This window comes from Pseudomonas sp. D(2018), assembly GCF_005502555.1.
GTDB classification, from domain to species: domain Bacteria; phylum Pseudomonadota; class Gammaproteobacteria; order Pseudomonadales; family Pseudomonadaceae; genus Metapseudomonas; species Metapseudomonas resinovorans.
The window spans coordinates 41791-65307 of the sequence record NZ_SCOK01000027.1 but is presented as its reverse complement, the minus strand read 5'-3'; the positions used below and the strand labels follow the sequence as shown (position 1 = coordinate 65307).

Genomic DNA, 23517 nt, shown 5'->3' with positions numbered 1-23517 from the left:
GGATCGCCACCGGCTGCATTGCGGCCGGTGGCGATGCCGTTTCCGGATTTGTCGATGCGACTGCTCCCGTTGTGATGGTCGCACTCAGGAAAGGACATCATGCTCGACTACTTCGCTCTGGGCGTTCTTATCTTCGTGGGGATCGTGCTGTTCTACGGAATCATCGTTCTCCACGATATTCCCTACGAGATTGCGGTGCACCGCAACCATCCACACCAGGACGCCATCCACGCCGCTGGCTGGGTCAGCCTGTTCACCCTGCACGCCCTTTGGCCCTTCCTGTGGATCTGGGCCATGTTGTACCGCGAGGACCGGGGATGGGGGTTCAGCGCTGGCGTGCCCGGCTCTGGCGCGGAAACTGAGCTCGCGCGCCAATTGGCGGAGCTGCGCCAGCGCATCGAGCAACTCGAAGGACGCGAACCGGCCCCGCAGGGCGAGCAGAAGGAGCTCTGAGCCATGGACCTGTTGCTGGTACTCACCTACGCCTCGATCTGCATCGCCATCTTCAAGATATTCAAGATCCCGCTGAACAAGTGGACCGTACCCACCGCGGTGCTGGGCGGCATCGTGCTGATCGGCGCGCTGATCTTCCTGATGAACTACAACCACCCCTATTCGGAGGTGGCGCGTACCTATTTCGTCTCGGTACCCATCGTGCCGGAGGTGTCCGGCCAGGTGATCGAGGTGCCGGTTACGACCAACCAGCCACTGGAGAAGGGTGATGTGTTGTTCCGTATCGACCCGACGCCCTTCGAGAACAAGCTGAAGTCGATCAAGGCCCAACTGGTATCGGCCCGTGCCGATCAGTCCCGCGCCCGTGAGCTGGCCGCACGCAATGTCGGCAATCGCCGCGATGTGGACCTCACCACCGCGCGGGTGGACGACCTGCAGGCGCAGCTGAACATTGCCCAGTTCGATCTCGACAACACGGTGATACGGGCGCCGAGCAAGGGGTTCGTCACCCATGTGTCCCTGCGTCCGGGCGTGCGTGCAGTGAAGCTGCCGTTGCGCCCGTCCATGGTCTTCATCCCTGACGAAGGCTTCTACTTCATCGCCTGGATGCGCCAGAACAGCCAGCTGCGCCTGAGCGTTGGCGACGAGGCGGAAGTCGCCTTCGACGGCATCCCTGGCAAGGTGTTTTCGGGCAAGGTGAAGCAGGTGATCGGGGTGATTGGCGAAGGCCAGGTGCAACCGTCCGGCACCCTGATCAGTTTTACGGGCTCACCCCCTCCGGGGCGGGTGCCGGTGTTCATCGAAATCACCGATCCGGCCTACGCCCAGTACGCCGCGCAGATGCCAGGCGGGGCCTATGGCCAGGCGGCGCTGTACAGCCAGCATTTCCACCATGTGGCGATCATGCGCAAGATTCTCCTGCGCATGGCGGCCTGGATGAACTACATCTTCCCGTTCCACTGACGGCGCTAAGGCGGGCTGCCCCCGGGGCGGCCCGCCTCGTATGGATGCTCGGCCATCCAGTGCCGGGCGATGTCTTCCCGCCGACACACCCAGACCCCGTCATGTCCCTGCACATGGTCAAGAAAGCGCGCCAGGGCCATGGCACGGGCCGGGTGGCCGCTGATCCGGCCATGCAGGCCGATGCTCATCAGCGTTGGCTGCCGCGCGCCTTCCTGCCAGAGCCAGTCGAAGGCGTCCTTCAGGAGCTGGAAGAAGTCCTGTCCCGAGGCGAAACCGTGGGGCATCAGGTAGCGGGCGTCGTTGTTGACCAGGGTGTAAGGGATCACCAGGTGAGGCGGCGAGCCGGGCAGCCAATAGGGCAGGTCGTCGTTGTAGGCGTCCGAGCTGTAGAGAAAGCCACCTTCCTCGCGCAGCAACCGGCGGGTATTGGCGCTGACCCGGCCGGTGTACCAGCCCAGCGGACGGCGGCCGCAGATGCGCTCGATGAGTTCGATGGTCAGCTGGATGTGGCGCCGCTCCTCGTCTTCGGGAATGTCGCGGTAGTCGAGCCAGCGGTAGCCATGTCCGGCCACCTCATGGCCACCGGCGCGCAGGGCGTGGCCGACTTGCGGCACCAGCTCCAGGGCGCGGCCGACGGCGAAGGCGGTCAACGGCAGGCCACGTTCGTTGAACAGGTCGAGAATGCGCCAGACGCCGGCGCGGGAACCGTATTCGTAGAGGCCTTCGACGCTGAGGTCGCGCTCGCCGGCGCGCGGGGGCCGGCCCGGCAGTTCGTGGAGGTAGGCTTCCGACTGGGCATCGCCATTGAGTACGCAGGATTCGGCGCCTTCCTCGACGTTCAGCACGAACTGCACCGCCAGCCGTGCACCTCCGGGCCAGCGGGGGCGGGGCGGCTTGCCGCCATAGCCGAGCAGGTCGCGCTCGACCATCAGCCGAGCTCGAAGGTGGTGATGCCGAAGATGCGCTCCTGGGCGACAACAGGCGCAGGGCCGAGGTACATCCGCGCGCAGCCAAAGACTTCGGTCATGCCCTGGCCATACACCAGTGCCATGGCCGCGGGATTGTTCTCCGGGGCATCGAGGAACAGTGCTCCACCCGCGGCGAAGCCTGCCAGTTGCGTGTAAAGGGCTTCGGCCGCGTGGGTGTCATCGGCGAACAAGGGGCCAATCTTGCAGCCGTTCTGACAGCGCCTGACGACCGCGAAACCGGCGAGGCGGCCATTGCGTCGGCAGCCCAGGGCGAGGGCATCGGGCTGGGTGGTCCAGCCCTGGAGGAAACCAGGGCGCGGTGCCGGGAAACAGCTGCGGTCGTAAGCGAGCACCTCGTTCAGGGCGAACTCGGCGAGGGGGACGACCTCTTCATCCGGGGTCCATTGCGGTGGCTCGGTGATTTCCGCCTGGAAACGCAGATTGCGGTGGGAGAAGACGAAGCCGCCCTTGGCGTAGTAGTCCTGCATGGCGAACACACCGTCCATCCCGATGGCGGCGCCCGGATGCAGCCGGGCCAGGAGGCGGTCACGGCGGGCATGCCAGAGGCGGTCGCCGAGGCCATGTCCGCGAAACTCCGGACGGATGATGAAAAAGCCCATGAAGCCAAATTCGCCGCCGTAGGACGTGATGGCGCCGCCGCCAATCAGTTCGTCGTCCAGGTCAGCCGCTATGTAGGCTTCAGGATCGGTTGCCCAGAACAGCTCGGCGTCGTGCAGGCCAGGGTTCCAGCCCTCGCGCGCGGCCCAGCCGACCAGCTCGTCCAGCTCGGGGCGGAGCATGTTGCGGATCACCAGCGGGATGGACATCGGGCGCTACTCCTCGGCGTGAAGCGAACGCTTTCGGTATAGCGCCAACCGGGGAGGGCGGCCAGACCGCCCGGCGGGCGTCGGGCGTCGCGCAACAGGTCGTGGGCATCGAACAGCTGCCAGGCGATCTGCGGATGCAGCTCAAGACCCCATTGAAATCCTTCCCGCAGCTAACTGGCGTCGATTTGTCTGCCGCTCTAAGCTCCATTTTTCTTCCCAGGGACGACTCTCCATGAACACCGCTCTACTGATCATCGACGTCCAGCGCGCCATCAGCGTCGGTGAATACGCCGCCTTCGAGATCGATCGCGTGATCGACACCATCAACCTCCTCAGCGCCAAGGCACGAGCCGCGGGCGTCCCGGTGGTGGTGATCCAGCACGAAGAGCCCGGCGACTATTTCCAGTTCGGCAGCGAGGGCTGGCAACTGGCGGAGGACCTGGCCGTTGCGGACAGCGACATTCGCATCCGCAAGACCACCCCCGACTCCTTCCACAAGACCGAGTTGCAGGAAACGCTCCAGCAGCGTGACATCCAGCGCCTGATCATCTGTGGCCTGCAGACCGACTACTGCGTGGACACCACCGTACGCCGGGCCCTGGCCCTGGGCTACCAGGTGGTATTACCGGCGGATGCCCACTCCACCCTGGACAACGCTGCCATCAGCGCGCCGCAGATCATCGCCCATCACAACGCGGTGCTCGGCAGCATGTCGAGTTTCGGCGTGCAGGCGCTGGTGGTGCCCGCCGAGGCGGTGTGTATCGAGGGCTGACGATCTCGCCCCGGGCACGGCTAGGGCGTCCAGTCCACCCCGTGCTCTTCAAGGTAGTCGTCCACGGCGGCGCCCACCGTCGGCTGGAAGATGTCGCTGCCGATCCGTGACAGCACTTCCAGCCGCCGGAGCTTGTCTTTCACCGGGTCCTTCATTTCTGCGAACCGCAGTTCTACGCCTGACGCCCGCAGCGCCTGCTCCAGCTCGATGAGGATGTCGGCTGAGGTGACATCCACGCTGGTGACCGGCTCCGCCGCCACCACGACTCTGCGCACTGGCGTCGGACTGTTCGCAACGGCTTCCAGCACACAGTTGTGGAACAGTTCGGCGTTGGCGAAGAACAGCGGTGCGTCCCAGCGGAACAGCACCAGGCCGGGGACGAGGCGGGCATGGGGGTAACGGGAAACATCGTGATAGCCGCGGATGCCGTCGACGCGGCCGAGCACGGCGAAGTGCGGGCGCCAGCCGTCCCACAGGAACTCGATCACCGCGATGACCACCGCAAGGCCGATGCCGGGTACCGCTCCCAGTACGGCGACGCCAACGAAACAGGTGACGGATAGCCAGAATTCCCATTGCTGGATGCGGTAGATGCGGCGCAGGTCCTTGAATTCGAACAGGCCAATGGCGGCAGCAATCACCACGGCTGCGAGTGCACTGTTGGGCAGGTGCTGCAACAGATTGGGGGCCAGCAACAGCAGCAAGGCCACCCCCAGGGCGCCGAAGACTCCGGTCAGCTGGGACTGCGCACCGGCCGCCTCGGCGACTGGAGTGCGCGAAGAACTGCTGCTGATGGGGATGCCCTGGAAAAAGCCCGTCGCCAGGTTAGCTACACCCAGGCCAAGCATTTCCTGGTTCGGATCTACCCGTGTGCGTGTCCTGGCCGCATAGGTGCGTGACAGCACGCTGGTATCGGCGAAGGAAACCAGGGCCACGGCGAATCCGCCGACGAGCACAGTGCCCAGGTCGCCCGCGCCGATGAGGGGTAGGCTGAAGCTCGGCAATCCCTCAGGCAGTGATCCCACCACCTTGACGGCATGGGTCGCGTCCAGGCCGAACAGGCCCACCACCAGCGTGGCGGCCACTACCGCGATGAGAAGGCCCGGCACGCGCGGATATCGTTTGAGCAGGAGAATGATGGCCAGGGTGCCGGCGCCCACGGCAAAGGCGTGCCAGTTGGCCTTGCCATCGAACAGGGCCTGGAACAGGTGCAGGGTATCGCGCAGGGGACCGGCGCTTTCGAAAGAGATGCCGAACAGCTTCGGCGCCTGGCTGATCAGCACCGTCAGGGCGATGCCGTTCATGTAGCCGTAGCGAATGGGCTTGGACAGCAGCTCGGTTATGAAACCCAGCCGCAACAGGCCGGCGCCGATGCAGACCAGCCCGGACACCAGGGCCATGGCGCTGGCGAGGGTTATCGCGCGCAGCGGATCGCCACCGGAAGCCGGCAGCACAACGGCCAGGATGATGGCGACCAGTGCCGAATCCGGGCCGAGCACCATGATACGGCTGGGGCCGAACAGCGCGTAGGCGAGCAGCGGAACGATGGTGGCATACAGGCCGTAGATGCCCGGAACGCCCGAGGCTTCCGCATAGGCGATCCCGACGGGTACCAGCATGGCCGTCAGCACGAGGCCGGCGAGCAGGTCTTTTGGCAACCAACCCGCCTGGTAATGGCGCAGTGTCTGCAAGCCCGGCAGCCAGCGTTGCCATCCAGACGGATCCGGCGCTCGTGGTGTCTGCCCCGAGTCGGCAGGCTTGATTGAGGGTGGTTCGTTCATGGGCGGTACCTGCGCCGGACCGGCAAGGATCAGGTGACTGGTGCGTGTGGAGTGAAGCTTAGTCGGGGCCCACGCAGGGCGCGGGCAACTTGCCGGCATCGAAAGCTGTTTGCGGCAGATTCAGCCTTGCTTTTCGCATTCATTGGCTAGGCTTTGTGCTAAGTGGTCTGCTCTAGGCGGGCTCTGATGGGGACAACCGCCGTGCGGGGTGTCTCCATGTCTGCGTCGGGGGGCGCCCAAATGGCCGATAGCAATGGACTGATCATTTGCGAGTACTGCGATGCGGTGTACCGGAAGGCCGCATTGAGCAAGCACCAACGCGCCTTGTGCGTGCGTTGCGGCGGGTTGATTCAGCGGCACGGGGGGCTTTCGGTGCAGCAGCGCCTGGCGCTGAGTATCACGGCGGCGATCCTGCTGGTGTTCGCCAACGTCTACCCGGTCATGAGCATCAGCCTGCAGGGGCTCAGCAATTCGGCGACGCTCTGGGACTCAGTGCTGATCCTCAGTAACGGCCCCATCACCTTCATCGCGCTGGTCGCCGCGCTGGCGATCATCTTCGCCCCGGTGCTGCAGGTCGGCCTGTTGATCTGGGTGTTCGGCTTCGCCGTCGCGGCCCAGCGTGCGCCGGGGTTTTCCGTCTGCATGCGCAGCCTGGAGGCACTGCGACCCTGGAGCATGCTGGAGGTCTGCCTGCTGGGCGCCATGGTGGCGGTCATCAAGCTGGCCGGGATGCTGGATGTGATTCCGGGAATCGGCCTGGTCTCGCTCGCCGCACTGAGTGTGTTGATCATCTACATCGCTGGCCGCGACGTTCGCGACCTCTGGGAGTGCCTGTGAACCCGCCGCTGGCAAGCGAGATGAACCTGTGCCTGTGCCACGGCTGCGGACTGGCCTGCGACATGGGCAGCCATCGGCACCACTGCAGCCGCTGCGGCGCGCCTTTGCATGCACGCAAGACCGACTCCATCACGCGCACTTGGGCCTACCTGCTGGCTGCCTTGGTGTTCTACATACCCGCCAACCTGCTGCCAGTGATGAACACCAGCATGTTCGGCAGTGGCCTCGACAGCACCATCGTGGGCGGCGTCCTCGAGTTCTGGGAAAGCGGCGCCTGGGATATCGCACTGATCATCTTCATTGCCAGCATCGGTGTGCCAGCCATCAAGTTCGGGGCCTTGCTGCTGTTGCTGGTCACTGCGCAGAGGCACAGCGACTGGGCGCGGCGCCAGCGCGCGCAGCTCTATCGCTTCGTCGAGTTGATCGGCTACTGGTCGATGCTCGACGTGCTGGTCGTGGCCCTGGTCGCAGCGCTGGTACAGATGCAGGAGCTGGGCACCATCGAACCGCGCCCCGGCATCCTATTCTTCGGCGTGGTGGTGGTGTTCACCATGCTCTCGGCCATGAGTTTCGATCCACGCCTGATCTGGGACGGCGAATCATCCACGGGGGATGCAACCCATGCAGCAACACACTGAAGGCGGTTCAGCGCCTGGGCAGGCGGAGATCCGGACACGGCGCTGGAACGTGTCGCTGGTCTGGATAGTGCCCATTGTCGCGTTGCTGGTGGGCGCGTCGCTGGTGGTGCGCAGTTGGATGGAGCAAGGCCCGACCATCACCATCAGTTTCAAGACCGGTGAAGGCCTGGCCGCGCACAAGACGTTGGTGAAGTACCGCAACGTGGTGATTGGCGAGGTCACCGCGGTCGAGCTGGCCCCGGACAAGAAGAGCGTCAACACCACCGTGGAACTGTTCCGCGAGGCGGAGTCGTTCGCCAGCGAAGACTCGGTGTTCTGGGTGGTGCGCCCGCGCATCGGTGCCGGCGGCGTCACCGGTACCGACACCTTGCTGTCAGGCAATTTCATTGGCGCCGATGGCGGGCAATCGACAAAGCGTGCAAAGCGCTTCACCGGACTCGAATCGCCCCCGGCAATCACGTACGGCGAGAAGGGCAAGATCTTCACCCTGCACGCCGAAGACCTGGGCTCGCTGGATATCGGCTCGCCGATCTACTACCGCAAGATACCGGTGGGTGAGGTGGTTTCCTATGCGCTGGACGCCAAGGGGACAGGCGTCGACATCGGCATATTCATCGAGGCCCCCAACGACGTGTTCGTCACCGACAACACACGCTTCTGGAACGCAAGTGGCATTGATGTCGCCCTGGACTCCAAGGGCGTGAAGGTCAACACCGAGTCACTGTCTTCAATACTGATTGGTGGACTGGCGTTTCGCACCCCCGAACATATCGTCGACGACAAGCCGGCGGCGGAGAAAACCGATTTCGTGCTGTTCGCCGATGAAGAAACCGCCCTGGCGCCACCCGATGGCATTGCACGCCGCCTGCGCCTTCGATTCGACCAGGCGCTGCGTGGCCTGGCCGTTGATGCGCCCGTGGAGTTCATGGGCGTGAATTTTGGCAAGGTCACCGCCGTTCACCTGGACTTCGACCCCGTGAAGCGGACGTTCCCGGTGATCGTCGATGCGATCATTTACCCCCAACGCATAGGCCCGGCCCACAACAAGATGCTGGAGGCCCTCAAACACTCTCCCGACGATGAAAAGGCCAGCGGCCTGTTGCTCGGCAGCTTTATCGAACACGGCCTGCGTGCCCAGGCGCGCAGTGGCAACCTGCTCACCGGCCAGCTGTACATCTCGCTGGACTTCTATCCAGATGCGGAGAAGGTTGCCTTCGATCCGAACCAGACGCCGTACATGATTCCCACGGTACCTGGCAGTCTCGAGAAAGTTCAGGAGCAGCTTCAGCAGATGGTCAACCGGATCAATGCGCTGCCGCTGGAGCGTATCGCCAACAACCTCGATGGCAACCTGAGCGAACTGAACCGCAGCCTGAAGCAGTTCAACACCCGGACCCTGCCCGGCGTCCAGGGCACCCTGGACGAGATTCGCAAGACGGTGCAAGCGGCCAATTCGGCATTGGCGGAGGACTCCCCACAACGCGAACAGATGACCGATACCCTCGAACAGCTGGAGCGGATGTCCCGCTCGCTGCGGGACCTGTCGGACTATCTGGGCAGGCACCCTGAATCGCTGATCCGCGGGCGTCCGGCAGCCACCGATGCACAGAACCTGCAGCCATGAGCGCCGCGAACAAGGAGTCGAGTCGAATGACGATACTGCACAAAGTACTTCTGACCGGGCTGCTGGTGATGCTGGGCGCTTGCAGCAGCGCACCGATCCGCTATCACACGCTGGTTCCCAAGCAATCGGCGAGCGGCGTCGCCATGGACATCCGCGTCGACCAGGTGACGGTGCCGCCGCAGGTCGATCGCTCGCAGATCGTCGTGCGCCAGGGTGATACCGGCCTGGCGATCCTGGAGACCGAATGGTGGGGTGCCAGCCTGGCCGATGAGCTGCAGAATGCCCTGGTCGACCAGCTCGGCTCGACACCCGCGGCTTCGGCGCAGGCGTCCCTGCGGGTGGATGTGCAGCGCTTCGATTCCGTGCCCGGTCAGTTTTCGCTGCTGGATGCCAGATGGCGCCTGAAACCGGCGGGGGCGGGTGCCATCACAGCCTGCCGGACCACATTGCAAACCCCTGCTGGCAACTCGGTGGACGAACTGGTAGCGGCGCATCAGGTCAACTTGCGAAAGCTCGCGGAAATCATCGGCCAGGCCAGCCGAGGGCAGCTGACGGTGTGCCCGACGGCTTCAGTCAACTGACCGGCGAGGGCGTCAGGCGTCGCGCAACAGGTCGTGGGAGTCCAGAAGCCGCCAGGCGATTTCCGGATGCAGCTCAAGACCGCGGCGGATGGCCGCCGGAATGGACTGCCGGGTCTTGCGGCAAAGACCGGGCAGTTCGTCGATGCGGATATCGATGCCGCGCATGCTGCGCACTTCGTTGTAGCCGGGGGCGATATGCAGGCGCACGCCGAGCTGTTCGTAAATGCGCCGCTGCATATGCTCCAGGTCTTCCAGGCTGCGGATGTTCTCAAGCCGCTCCAGCAGGCGCTTTTCCTCCTGACGGGTCAGCAGCAGGATGCGGACGTCGGCACCGGGCACCTCCAGCAACTCCTCACGCCCGCAATTGCAGGCGCCGGGAGGGCAGGGTTGGCGGGTAGGGAGAGTGGGTGTCATGGCTTCCGATCATAGTCAGCCGAGTGTCCGGACGCCAACGGCGCCCAGGGCCGGTTCAACGTAGCAGTTCAGCCACCGCCAGGAGCACTGTCTCCGGCTTTTCGCGATGTGGGACATGGCCGCAGTCTTCGATGAGCAGCATCCGCGACGGGCCGTCGGTCAGGCGCGCGATCTGCTGAGGATGCAACTCGGAGCCGAACTCGTCCTGGTCGCCGTGGATAGCGAGTACAGGACAGTCCAGCCGCCCCACCTCCGCTTCAAGGTTCCAGTCGGCGAAGGCAGGCGACAGCCAGGTCTCCGTCCAGGCCTCCAGCACCCAGCGGGCCTTGTCGCCGTGGTACTTGCGCAGACGATCCAGTTGGTCATCCTGCTGAAAACCCTGTTTGGCTTCACGGATGCCCGCCAGTGTGCGGTCTTCGACAAAGGCCTGCGCCGACTCGGTGATCAAGGCCAGGCAATGCTCCTGGTGGCGGTTTGCGCAGTGAGTGGCCATGCCGCCGCCGACGCTGTGGCCGAAGGCGATGAATTCGCGGATACCGAGGCTGTCCTTGACCAGCGGGAAGTCGCGCTCGGCTTCATCACCAACGAAGCCGTAGGCGAGCTGCCCCGGGTGCGCGCTCGAGCGGCCGAAGCCCAGCCGGTCGTATGCCACTACGGTCCTGCCGGTGATGCTCGCCAGTTTGGCGGGAAATTCACGCCACAGCTCCACGCAGCCGAGCGAGTCGTGGAATAGCACGATGGGCGCTTCGTCAAAGGATGGGCTGAGGTGGTCGGGGCTCCAGATGCGCACGAAGAGCCTACCGTGGAGGCTGCTGATCCAGAGGTCCTGAGTATGGTGGCTGGGGCTTGGCACGGCTGACTCCAGGGCAAGGGGACGCCCCACAGGCTGCCAGAAAATGGCGCGCCCGGCAGCCGGGCTACAGACAATCCGACTTCATCCTGTACATCAGGCAGATCGTAGCCCGGATGAAATCCGGGAGAGACGATTGGACTTTCCCCGGATTTCATCCGGGCTACTGAAGATCCGACTTCATCCTGTAAATCAGGCATTTCGATCGTCACAGGCAGCGCCAATGACTCATGGCCACGCCCAAACGACGTGGTTTTCCAAGCTCAAACGAAAAAGCCCCGCAACATGTGCGGGGCTTTTTCTTAAAACGGCGTTACAGCGGGCGAACCTGCTCGGCCTGAGGCCCTTTGGGGCCATCGGTGACGAGGAAGGAGACGCGCTGCCCCTCGTCCAGGCTCTTGTAGCCAGAGCTTTCAATCTGACGGAAGTGTACGAACACGTCCGGACCGGATTCGGGGCTGATGAAGCCAAAGCCCTTTTCGGCGTTGAACCACTTGACGGTTCCGTTTTGGCGGGTCGACATGATGATGAATCTCCAAGGTGCAGGAATACGGGGTCGGCAATAGCGTGACCGTGACTGAATGCGAAGTGAAGGGTGCCGAGGAGATGGAGAATCGTAAGGACAAAACATCAAGACGGTGCCGCAAGACTGGGCAGGCAGTGCTGTGAGAATACAGGGTTTGTTGGCATTGAATAGTTTTTTCTGACTGGGGACGACTCCCGGAATGCGCTGGAGGGCCGGACAATTGCCCCGGCGCGGCAATGGGTATGCCTGTATAGTCCCAAGTGAGTCGCTCGCAATGACGGCTCATCACTCAAAGGTGACTCCGATGTCCGATACACCGACAAGCCGATCGAGATCGCAGCTGGACGAGCAGACGCAAGCATTCCTGTCAAAGGGCGGCGAGATCAAGGAAATACCCACCGGAGCAACCGGGTGGAACGCCGACCGCAAGAAGACGCAATGGACCAAGGCGCAGACGAAGAAGCCCGATGCGTGAATCGGGGCACGCTGCCCGCAACGACCAAGCCCGCTGAAGCGGGCTTTTTTATAGGTTGAACGACCGGTCGCGTCGCAAGGCAACCAGCGGGCAAGAAATCTCGACCTTGTTTGACCAATGGAACAATTTGCTGCAAACCAGCGACCCGCACCAGGTTGTCGCCAACTACGCTCGCAGTGCCTCAACCAACCAATCGCAGAAACTGCCGGTGAGCGGGTCGCCCTCGCTGTCGCGGTGCACCAGCCAGCTCCAGTTCGGACCTCGCACCGTCTGTTCCGCAAGCGGCACCAACAGCCCCTGATCACGCGCGTGGTTGCCCAGCAACTGGCTGACCAAGGCGATCCCCAACCCCTGGCTGGCGGCATCCAGCAGCAGGCCGGGATCGGAAAAATTCAGCCCCTGGCTCTGCTGGCCGACATCGACGCCGCCCTGCACCTGCCAGTGGCTCCAGTCCATCTCGCGCTCGCCATGCAGGGTGGTCCGCGAGTCCGCTGCCATGTCCAGCAGGGCGGGATGGCAGGCGGGGTAGAGGCGATCTTCCAGTAGCACGCGAAAACTGCATTCGGCCTGGGCGCTGAGGTCGTCGCGCACGGCGATGTCGATGGTCTGGGTGGCCATGTCCGGTGTCTCGTCAGTGGTCAGCAACCAGAGGTCGACCTGCGGGTGGCGCCGGTGAAAATCCGCCAGGCGCGGCACCAGCCAGTGGCGGGCAAAGGCTGGCGTGGTGTTGACCACCAGTTGATTGGGCTTGCGGTACTGGTCCAGGCGGCGGATGCCCACGGCCAGTTGCTGCAGCAGCGATTGGGTGGTGCTGAGCAGGTCGAAGCCGGCGTCGGTCAGCGCCACGCTGCGTCCGTTGCGAAAGAACAGCGGCTGTTCGAGGAAGCTCTCCAGACTGCGAATCTGCTGGCTGATCGCCGACTGGGTGAGGTGCAGTTCTTCGGCTGCCTTGTGGAAACTGCCCAGCCGGGCGGCGGCTTCGAAGCCGCGCAGGGCATTCAGGGGTGGCCAGTTTTTCAGCATGATCGATAAGCTCGGCTAATCAATAATCTGCAAAATCTATCGTTTGTTTGGCCGTTTTTACAGGTCTAGCATGCAAGCCATTACCGCAATCGCGGTTATTCAGTGATAACAAATACTTAACTGAAGGCGCTTGTATGCAATTCAATGATTCGCAGAACGACTGGGTCATGCCTGCCGAATGGGTACCCCATGCAGCCACCTGGATGGCCTTTCCCCATAACCAGGCACTGTGGGAAAACGGCTGGGGCGTAACCCTGGCGGATGTGCAGGTTGATTTCGCTCGAGTGGCCAACGCGATTGCCCGCTTCGAGCCGGTGAAGATGGTGGTCGACCCCTCCGCGCTGGAACGGGCGCGTGAGCTCTGCGGGCCGAACATCGAGTTGGTCGAACTGGCGATCAACGACAGCTGGTGCCGCGATTCCGGTCCGAGCTTCGTCTGCCATCCGCGCCTGGGCACGGCCGGTGTGAACTGGCGTTTCAATGCCTGGGGCGGCAAGTCCGCCTTTGATCTGGACGAGAGCCTGGCACGGCGCATCCTCAACAGCCTCGGCCTGGAGTGCTTCGATACCGCGCTGGTCAATGAGGGCGGCGCCATCCATGTGGACGGGCAGGGCACGCTGATCACCACTGAATCGGTGTTGCTCAACGGCAACCGCAACCCCGGTATGAGCAAGGCCGAGATGGAGGAGATCTTCTCCCGCTTGCTGGGTGTGAAGAAGACCATCTGGCTGCCGGGCGATCCCGACTACGTCACTGGTGACATGACTGACGGCCACGTCGACGGCGTGTGCGCCTTTGCCCGGCCCGGTGCGCTGCTGGTGGATGCCACGCGTGACGCGTCTTCGGTGTACGCCGAAGTCGTACGCGAGAACCGCCGTGCCCTGGAGCTCTCCACCGATGCGCTGGGGCGTCGCTTTGAAATGCTCGAACTCTTCGAGGCCAGCGAAGCGGTGGATCAGGACGCCGAGGTGTTCTGCGCGTCCTACACCAATTTCTACATCGTCAATGGCGCGATCATCATGCCGGCCTACGGCATCGCCGCCGATGACAATGCGGCAGCGACGCTGCGGCTGGCCTTCCCGGGGCGCGAAGTGGTGCCGGTGCAGATCAATCACTTGGCCCACGGCGGCGGCGGTGTGCACTGCATCACCCAGCAACAGCCGGCCTGGCCACTGAAGGGGTGATGTCATGACTGGACTGACCGTCGCTACCACCCAGTTCGCCTGCAGCTGGGACCTGGAAAGCAACCTCGATCAAGCCGAACAACTGGTGCGAGAGGCTGCCGCCAGGGGCGCGCAACTGATCCTATTGCAAGAGTTGTTCGCCACGCCGTACTTCTGCATCGAACAGGACCACAAACACCTGTCACTGGCGCAGGAATATGACGATAGCCCGGTGCTCAAACGCTTTGCCGATCTTGCCCGCGAGCTGGGGGTAGTGCTGCCGCTGAGCTGGTTCGAGCGTGCCGGCAATGCGTTCTTCAATTCGCTGGCGGTGGCCGATGCCGACGGCCGCCTGCTCGGTGTGTACCGCAAGACCCACATCCCCAACGCCATTGGCTACCAGGAGAAGGAGTACTTCAGCCCTGGCGATACCGGATTCCGCGTCTGGGATACCGCCTTCGGCCGCATCGGCGTGGGCATCTGCTGGGATCAGTGGTTCCCCGAAACCGCGCGTTGCATGGCGTTGATGGGGGCCGAAGTGCTGCTCTATCCGACGGCCATTGGTTCAGAGCCGGGCGCTACCGGGCTGGACTCGCGCGATCACTGGCAACTGACCCAGCGCGGCCATGCTGCCGCCAACATCCTGCCGGTAATCGCCGCCAACCGCGTCGGTCGGGAAGTGGCTACCAGCGACTCTAGTCTCCAGATGCGTTTCTACGGCTCGTCCTTCATCACCGATCACAAGGGCAAGCTGCTGGTCGAGGCCGATCGCGATACCACGGGTGTGCTGGTGCAGCGGCTGGACCTCGCCGCCATGGGTGAGGACCGCCTGAACTGGGGCATCTACCGTGATCGCCGGCCGGAAATGTACGGGGCGTTGCTTGGGCTGGATGGTCGTCAAATCCACGAGCGCTGGCAGCGCCAGGGAGCCTGAAGATGAATGTCATGAAGAAACTCTTGATCGTCTCGCTGGGCCTTGGCCTGAGCGGTCTGCAACTGGCTGCGCAGGCCGAGGAAAAGGTCCTGCGCCTGTACAACTGGGCGGACTACTTCGCCCCGGACACGCTCAACGCCTTCACCCGCGAGACGGGTATCCGGGTCATCTACGACGTGATGGACAGCAGCGAGACGCTGGAGGCCAAGATGATGTCCGGCCACAGCGGCTATGACCTGATCTTCCCCGGCGACACCGTGGCTGAGCGTCTGATGCGCGCCGGCGCTTTGCAGAAGCTCGATCGCAGCAAACTCGAACACCTGGAGGACGTCGAACCCGGCCTGCGGACGCTGCAGACGAAGTATCCGTACTCGCGGCATGCCACGGTCCCTTACACCTGGGGCACCATCGGCCTGACCTACAACCAGGCAATGATCGACCAGCGTCTGGCCGAGGCGCCGGTCAACAGCCTGGACATGATCTTCAAGCCCGAGCAGGCGGCGAAGTTCGCGGACTGCGGCATCTCGATGATCGACTCGCCTGATGAAGTGCTGGCCGTGGTGCTCAACTACCTTGGCCACGACCCCCGCAGCAGCAAGCCGGGCGAACTGGCCGAGGCGGTGGCGCTGCTCAAGGGCATCAAGCCCTATATCCGCAAGTTCCAGTCACAGCCGGTCACCCAACTGGTCAATGGCGATCTGTGCGTGTCCCTCGGCTACAGCGGCGACATGACCCAGGCCCAGCGTGCAGCGGATGAAGCCGGCAAGCCCACGCGTTTCCAGTACCGCATCCCCCAGGAAGGCACCACGGTGTGGATGGACACGATGGCCATCCCCGCCGATGCCCAGCACCCGGAATACGCCTATGCGCTGATCAACTTCGTCATGCGTCCGGAAAACATGGCGGCGATCAGCAACGCCACCGGCTATCCCACCTCGAGCGCCCTGGCCCGGCCGATGGTGGATGCCGACATGCGCAATAACCCGGACATCTATGTCGACGAGGCGACCTACACGCGGCTGATCCCCGGCAAGGACATCCCGCAGCGTGACATGCGTGCGCGAATGCGCGCATGGACCACCTTCAAGACGGCCATCCACGACTGAAACCGCATCCCTACCCAACAGAGGACCTTCCATGCCTACACGTCGTGACTTCCTCAAGCAGATGATGGCCGCCAGCGGAATCGGCGCCGCTGCCACGCTCGGCCTTGGTCTTGGCGCGGCCCGTGTGCCCGCCGCCCTGGCCGGCAGCTGGTACATGCCCGACGAGCACGCCCCGCAGGAGCGGGTGATCCTTGCCTTCGCGGCGTCCTCCACTGTCTGGGAGGACTGGGCGCCCGCGGTGAACAACACTATTGCCCTGCTGGCCAGGACCATTGCCAGGTACCAGCCGGTTACCGTGCTGTGCCGGGCCAACCAGCTGTCGTCGGCCAGGAGCAAATGCGGTACCACCAACATCGAGTTCCTGTCCATGCCGCTGGATGATGTCTGGGTGCGCGACTACGGCGGCTGCTTCGTCGTCGACGGGGCGGGTGGCCTTGGCCTGGTGGACTTCAACTTCAACGGCTGGGGCAACAAGCAGACGTCGGCCAACGACACCCAGGTGGCCGATGCCCTGGGCTACGAGATGGAGGCCGCCTACATCCGCAGCGCACTGGTGGGCGAGGGCGGCGGCATCGAGGTGGATGGGCACGGCACCGCGATCATCACCGAAAGTTGCTGGGTCAACGGCAATCGCAATCCGGGGCTCAGCAAGTCTCAGATCGAAGCCGAGCTGAAAGCCAACCTCGGCTTGCGCAAGGTCATCTGGCTGCCGGGTATCAGGAACAAGGACATCACCGACGCCCATGTCGACTTCTATGCGCGCTTCGTCAAACCCGGCGTGGTGATCGCCAACCTTGACAACGACCCCAAGTCCTACGACTACGCCCTGACGCGCAAGCACCTGGAAGTTCTCAACGCCGCCACCGACGCCGATGGGCGCAAGCTGGTGGTCCACACCTTGCCGCCGCCGCTGCGCGTGCGCAGCAATCAGTACACCCGCAACAACCCGGATTTCGCCCCGGGATACATCAACTACCTGTCGATCAACGGCGCGGTGATCGCCCCGGAGTTTGGCGATGCCGCCGCCGACAAGTACTGCAAGGACCTGTTGGCCAAGCTGTATCCGGGCCGCGCGGTGGTGCAGGTGAACATCGATCCGATTGCCGCCGGCGGTGGCGGCATCCATTGCGTGACCAAGAATCTTCCGCTCGCTTGAGGTTCGCGGTTCGGTCTGACCTGAGGTGCATCCGGGCTACCGGCCAGGGGCCGGCAGCGTGCTGGTCGCCGCGATGTCCCTTGCCTTGCCGGTCGTCCAGTCAACGGCGACAGCGAGCGAGTTCGCGGTGAATTTGATGCATATCAACTCGGGCCCGCTCGGCTGGCAGCATGTTTTACCCATACAGGGCAGTGCCAATCTCCAGCTCCGAGTTCTTGCAGGCTGAGTCTGGAATCGAAAGAACCGTCGGGCGGCAATCAACAGAGCCCCTGGAGGATTCCATGAGCGTGTATCACCGCTTGCTGCTGATTCTAGCGCCTGGGCCGGGTCCATCTTCTGCACTGAATCGGGCGGCTGCCCTGGCTGAAGCCAGCGGTGCCGCGATCCATATCGTGACCTGTGGCAGCCCCTATGCCGCTTTATGGCTGATGGACAGGGCGGTTCAGGAACGCCTGCATGTCGAGTTCATCAAAAGCCAGGAGTCGCGCTTGCGAGAGGTCGCCGAGCAGTTGCGCGCCCGAGGTATCCAGGCCACCACGGAAGTGCTCTGGACCGAGGACCCCCTGGATGAGCTGCTTCGCCATGTAGAAGAACTGCCTGCGGACCTGGTGATCAAGGACACCTTTCGCGAGCCAGCGCTCCAGCGGGCCTTCATGACGCCGCTGGACTGGCAGTTGTTGCGTGAGTGCCCGGTGCCGTTGCACCTGGTGTCGTTCGCGGAACACCCGCTGCCGTGGAAAGTGGCTGCCGCGGTAGACCTTTCCACGCCAGCTGGCGAGATGGACCCCCTCGATGAACGAATTCTCGCGGCAGCCCGCGACCTGGCCCTGCAATGCAATGCCGAGTTGCACCTGTTGCATGCCTACGAGCATTCATCCGGCTACCCGGTATACGGCACCGACACGCTGGAGTGGCCTTCGGCGCGTGAGCGCGAGTTGAACAGGCAGCGGCGCGCCAGCTTCGACGCGCTGGCCGATCGCTTCGGCGTTCCGAACGACCGCCGGCACCTGGTGCTGGGTACACCGCTGCGGGTCATTGCCGACTTCACGCGGCAAGCCGGCATGGATGTGGTGGTGATGGGAACCCTGACCCACAAGGGGCTGGAAAAGGTACTGGGCAGCACGACCGAGCACGCTCTTTACCAGGTCGCCAGCAGCATCTTCGCCATCAGGCCGCCTGTCGAAAGGTGAGGCTGGCCGAACCAGACGGTGTTGCGAGGGGCGCTCGCCCATGCACTGCCGGGCGCGTCGTTAACCAGGTTGGAGGCTTGACTGATGTTGTGTTCCGGTTCGATACAAATCCCCATCCGTGATCGAGTGGCTGCGGGCCAGGCGCTCGTGCCGCTGCTGTCGGATTACCGATGCAGGTCAGACGCCATTGTGCTGGCCTTGCCGCGCGGTGGCGTCCCCGTGGCCTACGAGGTTGCCACGGCGCTGGAGCTGCCCCTGGACCTGATGCTCGTACGCAAGCTGGGTGTTCCGGCGCATCGGGAGTTGGCCATGGGCGCTATCGCCAGCGGTGGCGTGCGGGTGGTCAATCGCGACGTAGTGAGCATGCACGGCATCGACGACGCCACGCTGGATGCGGAAGTGGCGCGTGAGTCTTTGGAACTGCAGCGCCGTGAGCAGGCCTATCGCGGTATGCGCCCCGCGCCTGACCTGCGTGAGCGCGTGGTGATCCTGGTGGATGACGGCCTGGCGACCGGCGCCACCATGCTGGCTGCGGTACGCGCGGCCCGGCAACAGGGCGCCGCACGGATAGTGGTGGCCGTACCGGTGGGGCCGGATGACACGGTAGCCGAGTTGCAGGAGGAGGCCGACGAGGTGATCTGTCCCTTCCAGCCCGAGTGGTTCACGGCGATCGGCCGCTGGTATGTGGACTTCTGCCAGGTCATGGACCAGACGGTGATCGACCTGCTGCAGCGAGCCTGGCGCCTCGAGCAGCAACGACAGGGCTGAATGCCCGGAGGTGCTCCATGCTTCAGCGTCGACCCCAGTACATTGAATTGGCGGATGTGCAGTTGTCCGGTGACCTGTTGTTGCCGCCCGCCGCCACGGGCCTGGTGGTGTTCGTGCATGGCAGCGGAAGCAGTCGCTTGAGCCCACGAAACCAGCAGGTTGCCCAGTACTTGAGCGAGCGGGGCTTCGCCACGCTGTTGTTCGATCTGCTTACCGAGCGGGAACAGCGCCGCGACCGGGTGACCTGTGAGCTGCGGTTCGACATCCCGCTGCTGACTGGCCGGCTTGTGGGTGTCCTCGACTGGCTGTCGGTGCAACCGGAGTTGCGCCGGCTGGCGGTCGGCCTGTTCGGTGCCAGTACCGGCGCGGCTGCAGCCTTGTCGGCTGCGGTTGAGCGGCCGGCGAATGTGCAGGCGATCGTCAGTCGCGGCGGCCGCACCGATCTGGCCGAAGAGGCGCTTGGCCGTGTTCGCGCGCCTACCCTGCAGATCGTAGGGGACCATGATCTTCACGTGTTGGGACTGAATCGAAAAGTGTGCCGAGCCCTGTCCTGCGAGCAGCAACTGGAGGTGGTTGCAGGCGCTTCGCACCTGTTCGAGGAGGTTGGCACGCTGCAGGAAGTCGCCCGCCTGGCGGGCGACTGGTTCGAGGCACATCTGGGCGAAGCAACGCGTGCGAGCGCCTAGCCAACCGGTAGCGCCCACCTCCGACAGGTTCCAACGGCAGCATTCTTGAAGGGGCAGGGTGCCATGCGTCCAGGCATTATCGAAAAGGTCACGAACGAGCTTCGGGTAACCCCGAACTGGCAGGACAGCGTGCAGGCGCGGGCGGCGTTCTCCTGGAACAATGAGGCGAGCGCCCTGGCCGGCCTGCCCGATGGCGGACTCAACCTGACGTTCGAGGCGGTCGACCGGCATGCCCGCGGTCCGCAACCGGACCGAGTGGCGTTGCGCTTGCTGGACCGGGCAGGCCAGGCAAGCGACATCAGTTACCGAGACCTGAGCTTGCAGACCAACCGCTTCGCGCACCTGTTGCAGGGCCTTGGCGTTAGCGCAGGCGAGCGCCTGTTCGTGCTCTGCGAGCGCAGCCTCGAACTGTACCTGGGGGTGCTGGGCGGCTTGAAGCAGGGCTGTGTGGTTTCACCGCTGTTCTCAGCGTTCGGGCCGGAACCCATCGCGACCCGCATGCGCCTGGGCGACGGCAGCATCCTGGTGACCAGCGAGACGTTATACCGGCGCAAGGTGGCTGGCATTCGCAGTGGTTTGCCGTCGCTCAGGCATGTGTTGCTGTTCGGCGTCCCTGAGGGCGAGCCGATGCCCGAAGGCACGCTGGACCTTCACGCCCTGCTGGCCGAGGCCGACGACAGCTTCACCATGGCTGCCACCACGGCTGACAGTCCGTCCTTGCTGCATTTTACCAGCGGCACCACCGGTACACCCAAGGGCGCGCTGCACGTTCACGGCGCCGCTGTGACGCACTATGTCACCGGCAAGTACGCGCTGGACCTGCACCCCGACGACATCTACTGGTGCAGCGCCGACCCCGGCTGGGTCACGGGCACCTCCTACGGCATCCTCGCGCCTTTGATGCTCGGTGTGACCAGCATCGTCGATTGCGCCGAGTTCGATGCCGAGCGCTGGTACCAGATACTCGAACGGCAGCGTGTCAGCGTCTGGTACACCGCCCCCACGGCCATCCGCATGTTGATGAAGGCCGGCACCGCGCTGGCCGCTGCCCACCGCTTTCCGGCGCTGCGCTTCGTTGCCAGCGTCGGCGAGCCCTTGAATGCCGAGGCCGTCTGGTGGGGGCTTGAAGCGCTCGGCCAACCCATCCATGACAACTGGTGGCAGACCGAAACCGGCGGAATCATGGTGGCCAATACCGCCGGCATGGCCATCAAGCCTGGCTCCATGGGGAAACCGCTGCCGGGGGTAGAGGCGGCGATCGTTTCCATTGAGAACGGTCAACTGACGCTCCAGGGTGATGATCAGGTCGGCGAACTGGCGTTGAAGAAGCCCTGGCCGGCTCTGTTCCAGGCCTATCTGGGCCAGGAAGAGCGCTACCGGCGCTGCTTCGCCGGGGAGTGGTACCTCAGCGGCGACCTGGCCCGGCGGGACCGCGACGGCTACTACTGGTTCGTGGGTCGAAATGACGATGTGATCAAGTCCGCCGGGCACCTGATCGGCCCCTTCGAAGTGGAAAGTGTGCTGATGGAACTGCCGGCCGTGGCGGAGGCCGCGGTGATCGGCAAGCCCGACCCGCTGGTGGGGGAGACGGTCAAGGCCTTCGTCTCGCTCAAGGGCGGGTATATCGCCAGCCCGGTCCTGCATGACGAACTGCTGGGGCACGCGCGCAAACGCCTGGGGGCTGCGGTGGCTCCCAAAGAGCTGGAGTTCGTTGCGAGCCTGCCGCACACGCGCAGCGGAAAACTCATGCGGCGGCTGCTCAAGGCCCGTGAACTCGGCCTGCCGGAAGGCGATCTCTCGACCTTGGAGAATCCGTCATGAACGTGCCCCCGGTGCCTTACCCGGCTGATTTCGCCTTGTGCCTGCTGCGCGACATGCTGCGCATCCGCCGCCTGGAAGAGCGCGCAGCCGAGCTGTACGGGGAGGGCAGTATTCGGGGTTTCCTGCACCTGTACATCGGGGAAGAAGCGGTAGCGGTTGGCGCATTGCATGCCCTGGGCAGCGACGACGCGGTGGTTGCGACCTACCGCGAGCATGGCCATGCCTTGCTCAAGGGGGTGCCCATGGGGGCGATCATGGCCGAGATGTTCGGCAAGCAGGAAGGCTGCTCACGGGGGCGTGGCGGTTCCATGCACCTGTTCGATGCGGGCGCGCGTTTCTTTGGGGGCAACGCCATCGTCGCCGGGGGCTTGCCGCTGACGGTGGGTTTGGCGCTGGCGGAGCGGATGCAGGGCGGCGGCCGTGTCAGCGCCTGCTTCTTCGGTGAGGGCGCCATGGCCGAGGGGGCATTCGCCGAGTCGATGAACCTGGCCGCACTTTGGCAGTTGCCCGTGCTTTTCTGCTGTGAGAACAACCTGTACGCAATGGGCACAGCGCTGGCGCGCTCGCAATCCCAGCTGGACCTCTGCGCCAAGGCAGCGGCATTCAAGGTTGCGGCCAGGGCCGTGGATGGCATGGATGTGGTCGCCGTGCACCAGGCCACCTGCGAAGCCGTTGCGGCTATTCGCTCGGGTGGCGGGCCGTACTTCCTGGAGTTCCAGACGTACCGGTTTCGGCCGCACTCGATGTTCGACCCCGAGCTCTATCGCGACAAGGCCGAGGTGGAGCAGTGGAAAGCGCGGGGGCCGATCCATACCTTCAGCGCCCGGCTGAAAGCGCAGGGCATGCTCGATGAGGCCGGTTTTCTCGCGCTTGCCGGCACGGTCGACCAGGAAGTGGAGGCGGCCGTGGCCTTTGCAGAGGCGGGAAGCCTTGAGCCTGCCACCGAGCTGATGCGTGATGTGTACACCCCTGAGGCGGCGCCATGAGCCAGCCAACCACCTACCGCGCGGCAATACGCGAGGCCCTGCGCGATGCCCTGCAGCGCGACTCCAGGGTGTTCCTGATGGGTGAGGACGTCGGTCGCTACGGCGGTACCTACGCAGTGACCAAGGGCTTGCTGGAGGAGTTCGGCGCGGAGCGAATCCGTGATACGCCCCTGTCGGAGCTGACCTTCGTCGGCGCTGGAATCGGCGCAGCGCTGGGTGGCATGCGGCCGATCGTGGAGGTAATGACCGTCAACTTCAGCCTGTTGGCGCTGGACCCCTTGATGAATACAGCCGCGACCCTGCGGCATATGTCCGGCGGGCAATTTTCGGTGCCGCTGGTGCTGCGCATGGCGACCGGCGCCGGTCGCCAGTTGGCGGCCCAGCACTCCCATAGCCTGGAAGGCTGGTACGCGCACATCCCGGGCCTGAAGATTCTCGCCCCGGCGACCCTCGAGGATGCTCGCGGCATGCTCTGGCCGGCGTTGCAGGACCCGGACCCGGTCCTGATATTCGAACATGCCCAGTTGTACAACCTGGAAGGTGAATTGAATCCCGACGAACCCGTGGATATTCGTTCGGCAAAGGTGCGCCGGGCCGGGCGGGACCTGACGCTGATCAGCTACGGCGGAACCCTGCACAAGGCGCTGGCGGCGGCCGAGCAGTTGATGGGCGAAGGGATCGACGCCGAAGTGATCGATCTGCGTGTGCTTCGCCCGCTGGACGACGCGACGCTTCTGGCCTCGGTGCGCAAGACGCGCCGCGTGCTGGTGGTGGACGAAGGCTGGCGTAGCGGGAGCCTCTCTGCCGAGATCATCGCGCGGATCGTCGAGCAGGGCTTCTTCGAGCTGGATGCGGCGCCGGTGCGGGTATGCAGCGCCGAAGTACCCATTCCCTACGCCAAGCACCTGGAGGACGCCGCGCTGCCCCAGGTAGCGGCTATCGTCGCCGCGGCGCATGGCATCTGTGGTTGATCGC

25 protein-coding genes are annotated in these 23517 nt (G+C 64.2%); 18 read left to right on the top strand and 7 right to left on the bottom strand.

Annotated features, from left to right (window positions below; genetic code table 11):
* Positions 1–99: 99 nt before the first annotated feature.
* Complete coding sequence (locus FFS60_RS17735; protein ID WP_137822696.1) at positions 100–453, top strand: DUF3302 domain-containing protein; 354 nt, start codon at positions 100–102, stop codon at positions 451–453.
* A gap of 3 nt (positions 454–456) precedes the next feature.
* Entirely contained in the window at positions 457–1416 is a 960-nt protein-coding gene (locus FFS60_RS17730) for an HlyD family secretion protein (protein WP_028629345.1), read from the top strand.
* A gap of 5 nt (positions 1417–1421) precedes the next feature.
* Here FFS60_RS17730 and puuE read toward each other — a convergent pair whose 3' ends face one another.
* Complete coding sequence (gene puuE, locus FFS60_RS17725) at positions 1422–2345, bottom strand: allantoinase PuuE (RefSeq protein WP_137822695.1); 924 nt, start codon at positions 2343–2345, stop codon at positions 1422–1424.
* The gene (locus tag FFS60_RS17720) at positions 2345–3211 is read right to left on the bottom strand and encodes a GNAT family N-acetyltransferase (RefSeq protein ID WP_137822694.1); all 867 of its coding nucleotides are present in this window, start codon (positions 3209–3211) and stop codon (positions 2345–2347) included. The genes puuE and FFS60_RS17720 overlap by 1 nt, the downstream gene beginning before the upstream one ends.
* 232 nt (positions 3212–3443) lie before the next feature.
* Between FFS60_RS17720 and FFS60_RS17715 the strand changes: the two genes are divergently transcribed.
* A complete protein-coding gene (locus FFS60_RS17715) occupies positions 3444–3983 on the top strand; it encodes a cysteine hydrolase family protein (RefSeq protein WP_137822693.1) in 540 nt (179 codons plus the stop codon).
* A gap of 20 nt (positions 3984–4003) precedes the next feature.
* Here the strand turns inward: FFS60_RS17715 and FFS60_RS17710 are convergent, their stop codons facing one another.
* Positions 4004–5764, bottom strand: coding sequence for a SulP family inorganic anion transporter (locus tag FFS60_RS17710; RefSeq protein WP_137822692.1), 1761 nt, complete (start codon positions 5762–5764; stop codon positions 4004–4006).
* A gap of 240 nt (positions 5765–6004) precedes the next feature.
* Here FFS60_RS17710 and FFS60_RS17705 point away from each other — a divergent pair, with 240 nt between their 5' ends.
* The 4 genes from FFS60_RS17705 to FFS60_RS17690 are packed head-to-tail and all read left to right on the top strand — an operon-like array spanning position 6005 to position 9444.
* Positions 6005–6601, top strand: a complete 597-nt coding sequence (locus tag FFS60_RS17705; RefSeq protein ID WP_137822691.1) for a paraquat-inducible protein A — start codon at positions 6005–6007, stop codon at positions 6599–6601.
* Between the two features lie 20 nt (positions 6602–6621).
* On the top strand, positions 6622–7239 hold the full coding sequence (locus tag FFS60_RS17700) for a paraquat-inducible protein A (protein ID WP_371926446.1): 618 nt from the start codon (positions 6622–6624) through the stop codon (positions 7237–7239).
* Complete coding sequence (locus tag FFS60_RS17695; protein WP_028629351.1) at positions 7223–8863, top strand: intermembrane transport protein PqiB; 1641 nt, start codon at positions 7223–7225, stop codon at positions 8861–8863. The genes FFS60_RS17700 and FFS60_RS17695 overlap by 17 nt, the downstream gene beginning before the upstream one ends.
* A 26-nt stretch (positions 8864–8889) precedes the next feature.
* The gene (locus FFS60_RS17690; protein ID WP_028629352.1) at positions 8890–9444 is read left to right on the top strand and encodes a membrane integrity-associated transporter subunit PqiC; all 555 of its coding nucleotides are present in this window, start codon (positions 8890–8892) and stop codon (positions 9442–9444) included.
* A gap of 12 nt (positions 9445–9456) precedes the next feature.
* Here the strand turns inward: FFS60_RS17690 and FFS60_RS17685 are convergent, their stop codons facing one another.
* The 3 genes from FFS60_RS17685 to FFS60_RS17675 all read right to left on the bottom strand — a co-directional run bounded on the left by FFS60_RS17685 (position 9457) and on the right by FFS60_RS17675 (position 11231).
* The gene (locus tag FFS60_RS17685) at positions 9457–9858 is read right to left on the bottom strand and encodes a hypothetical protein (protein WP_137822690.1); all 402 of its coding nucleotides are present in this window, start codon (positions 9856–9858) and stop codon (positions 9457–9459) included.
* A gap of 55 nt (positions 9859–9913) precedes the next feature.
* Entirely contained in the window at positions 9914–10711 is a 798-nt protein-coding gene (locus FFS60_RS17680; RefSeq protein ID WP_137822689.1) for an alpha/beta fold hydrolase, read from the bottom strand.
* Positions 10712–11021: 310 nt separating this feature from the next.
* A complete protein-coding gene (locus FFS60_RS17675) occupies positions 11022–11231 on the bottom strand; it encodes a cold-shock protein (RefSeq protein ID WP_028629355.1) in 210 nt (69 codons plus the stop codon).
* Between the two features lie 307 nt (positions 11232–11538).
* Between FFS60_RS17675 and FFS60_RS28720 the strand changes: the two genes are divergently transcribed.
* Positions 11539–11709, top strand: coding sequence for a hypothetical protein (locus FFS60_RS28720; protein WP_169338775.1), 171 nt, complete (start codon positions 11539–11541; stop codon positions 11707–11709).
* Positions 11710–11874: 165 nt separating this feature from the next.
* Here the strand turns inward: FFS60_RS28720 and FFS60_RS17665 are convergent, their stop codons facing one another.
* Positions 11875–12732, bottom strand: coding sequence for a LysR substrate-binding domain-containing protein (locus FFS60_RS17665; protein WP_137822688.1), 858 nt, complete (start codon positions 12730–12732; stop codon positions 11875–11877).
* Between the two features lie 134 nt (positions 12733–12866).
* Here FFS60_RS17665 and FFS60_RS17660 point away from each other — a divergent pair, with 134 nt between their 5' ends.
* The 10 genes from FFS60_RS17660 to FFS60_RS17615 all read left to right on the top strand — a co-directional run bounded on the left by FFS60_RS17660 (position 12867) and on the right by FFS60_RS17615 (position 23513).
* Complete coding sequence (locus tag FFS60_RS17660) at positions 12867–13916, top strand: agmatine/peptidylarginine deiminase (RefSeq protein ID WP_137822687.1); 1050 nt, start codon at positions 12867–12869, stop codon at positions 13914–13916.
* A 4-nt stretch (positions 13917–13920) separates the two neighbouring features.
* The gene (aguB, locus tag FFS60_RS17655) at positions 13921–14829 is read left to right on the top strand and encodes an N-carbamoylputrescine amidase (protein ID WP_137822686.1); all 909 of its coding nucleotides are present in this window, start codon (positions 13921–13923) and stop codon (positions 14827–14829) included.
* Between the two features lie 2 nt (positions 14830–14831).
* The gene (locus FFS60_RS17650) at positions 14832–15935 is read left to right on the top strand and encodes an extracellular solute-binding protein (protein WP_137822685.1); all 1104 of its coding nucleotides are present in this window, start codon (positions 14832–14834) and stop codon (positions 15933–15935) included.
* Positions 15936–15966: 31 nt separating this feature from the next.
* Complete coding sequence (locus FFS60_RS17645; protein WP_137822684.1) at positions 15967–17091, top strand: agmatine/peptidylarginine deiminase; 1125 nt, start codon at positions 15967–15969, stop codon at positions 17089–17091.
* A 281-nt stretch (positions 17092–17372) separates the two neighbouring features.
* On the top strand, positions 17373–18281 hold the full coding sequence (locus FFS60_RS17640; protein ID WP_171016536.1) for a universal stress protein: 909 nt from the start codon (positions 17373–17375) through the stop codon (positions 18279–18281).
* An 84-nt stretch (positions 18282–18365) separates the two neighbouring features.
* Positions 18366–19049, top strand: coding sequence for a phosphoribosyltransferase (locus tag FFS60_RS17635; RefSeq protein WP_028629358.1), 684 nt, complete (start codon positions 18366–18368; stop codon positions 19047–19049).
* A gap of 17 nt (positions 19050–19066) precedes the next feature.
* Positions 19067–19735 carry a dienelactone hydrolase family protein gene (locus tag FFS60_RS17630; RefSeq protein ID WP_137822682.1) on the top strand — a complete coding sequence of 223 codons (669 nt, stop codon included), beginning with the start codon at positions 19067–19069 and terminating at the stop codon, positions 19733–19735.
* A gap of 63 nt (positions 19736–19798) precedes the next feature.
* Positions 19799–21556 carry an acetate--CoA ligase gene (gene acsA / locus FFS60_RS17625; protein ID WP_137822681.1) on the top strand — a complete coding sequence of 586 codons (1758 nt, stop codon included), beginning with the start codon at positions 19799–19801 and terminating at the stop codon, positions 21554–21556.
* The gene (pdhA, locus tag FFS60_RS17620; RefSeq protein ID WP_028629361.1) at positions 21553–22542 is read left to right on the top strand and encodes a pyruvate dehydrogenase (acetyl-transferring) E1 component subunit alpha; all 990 of its coding nucleotides are present in this window, start codon (positions 21553–21555) and stop codon (positions 22540–22542) included. Before acsA ends, pdhA begins: the two co-directional genes overlap by 4 nt.
* Complete coding sequence (locus FFS60_RS17615) at positions 22539–23513, top strand: alpha-ketoacid dehydrogenase subunit beta (RefSeq protein ID WP_028629362.1); 975 nt, start codon at positions 22539–22541, stop codon at positions 23511–23513. Before pdhA ends, FFS60_RS17615 begins: the two co-directional genes overlap by 4 nt.
* The last annotated feature ends 4 nt before the right edge of the window (positions 23514–23517 follow it).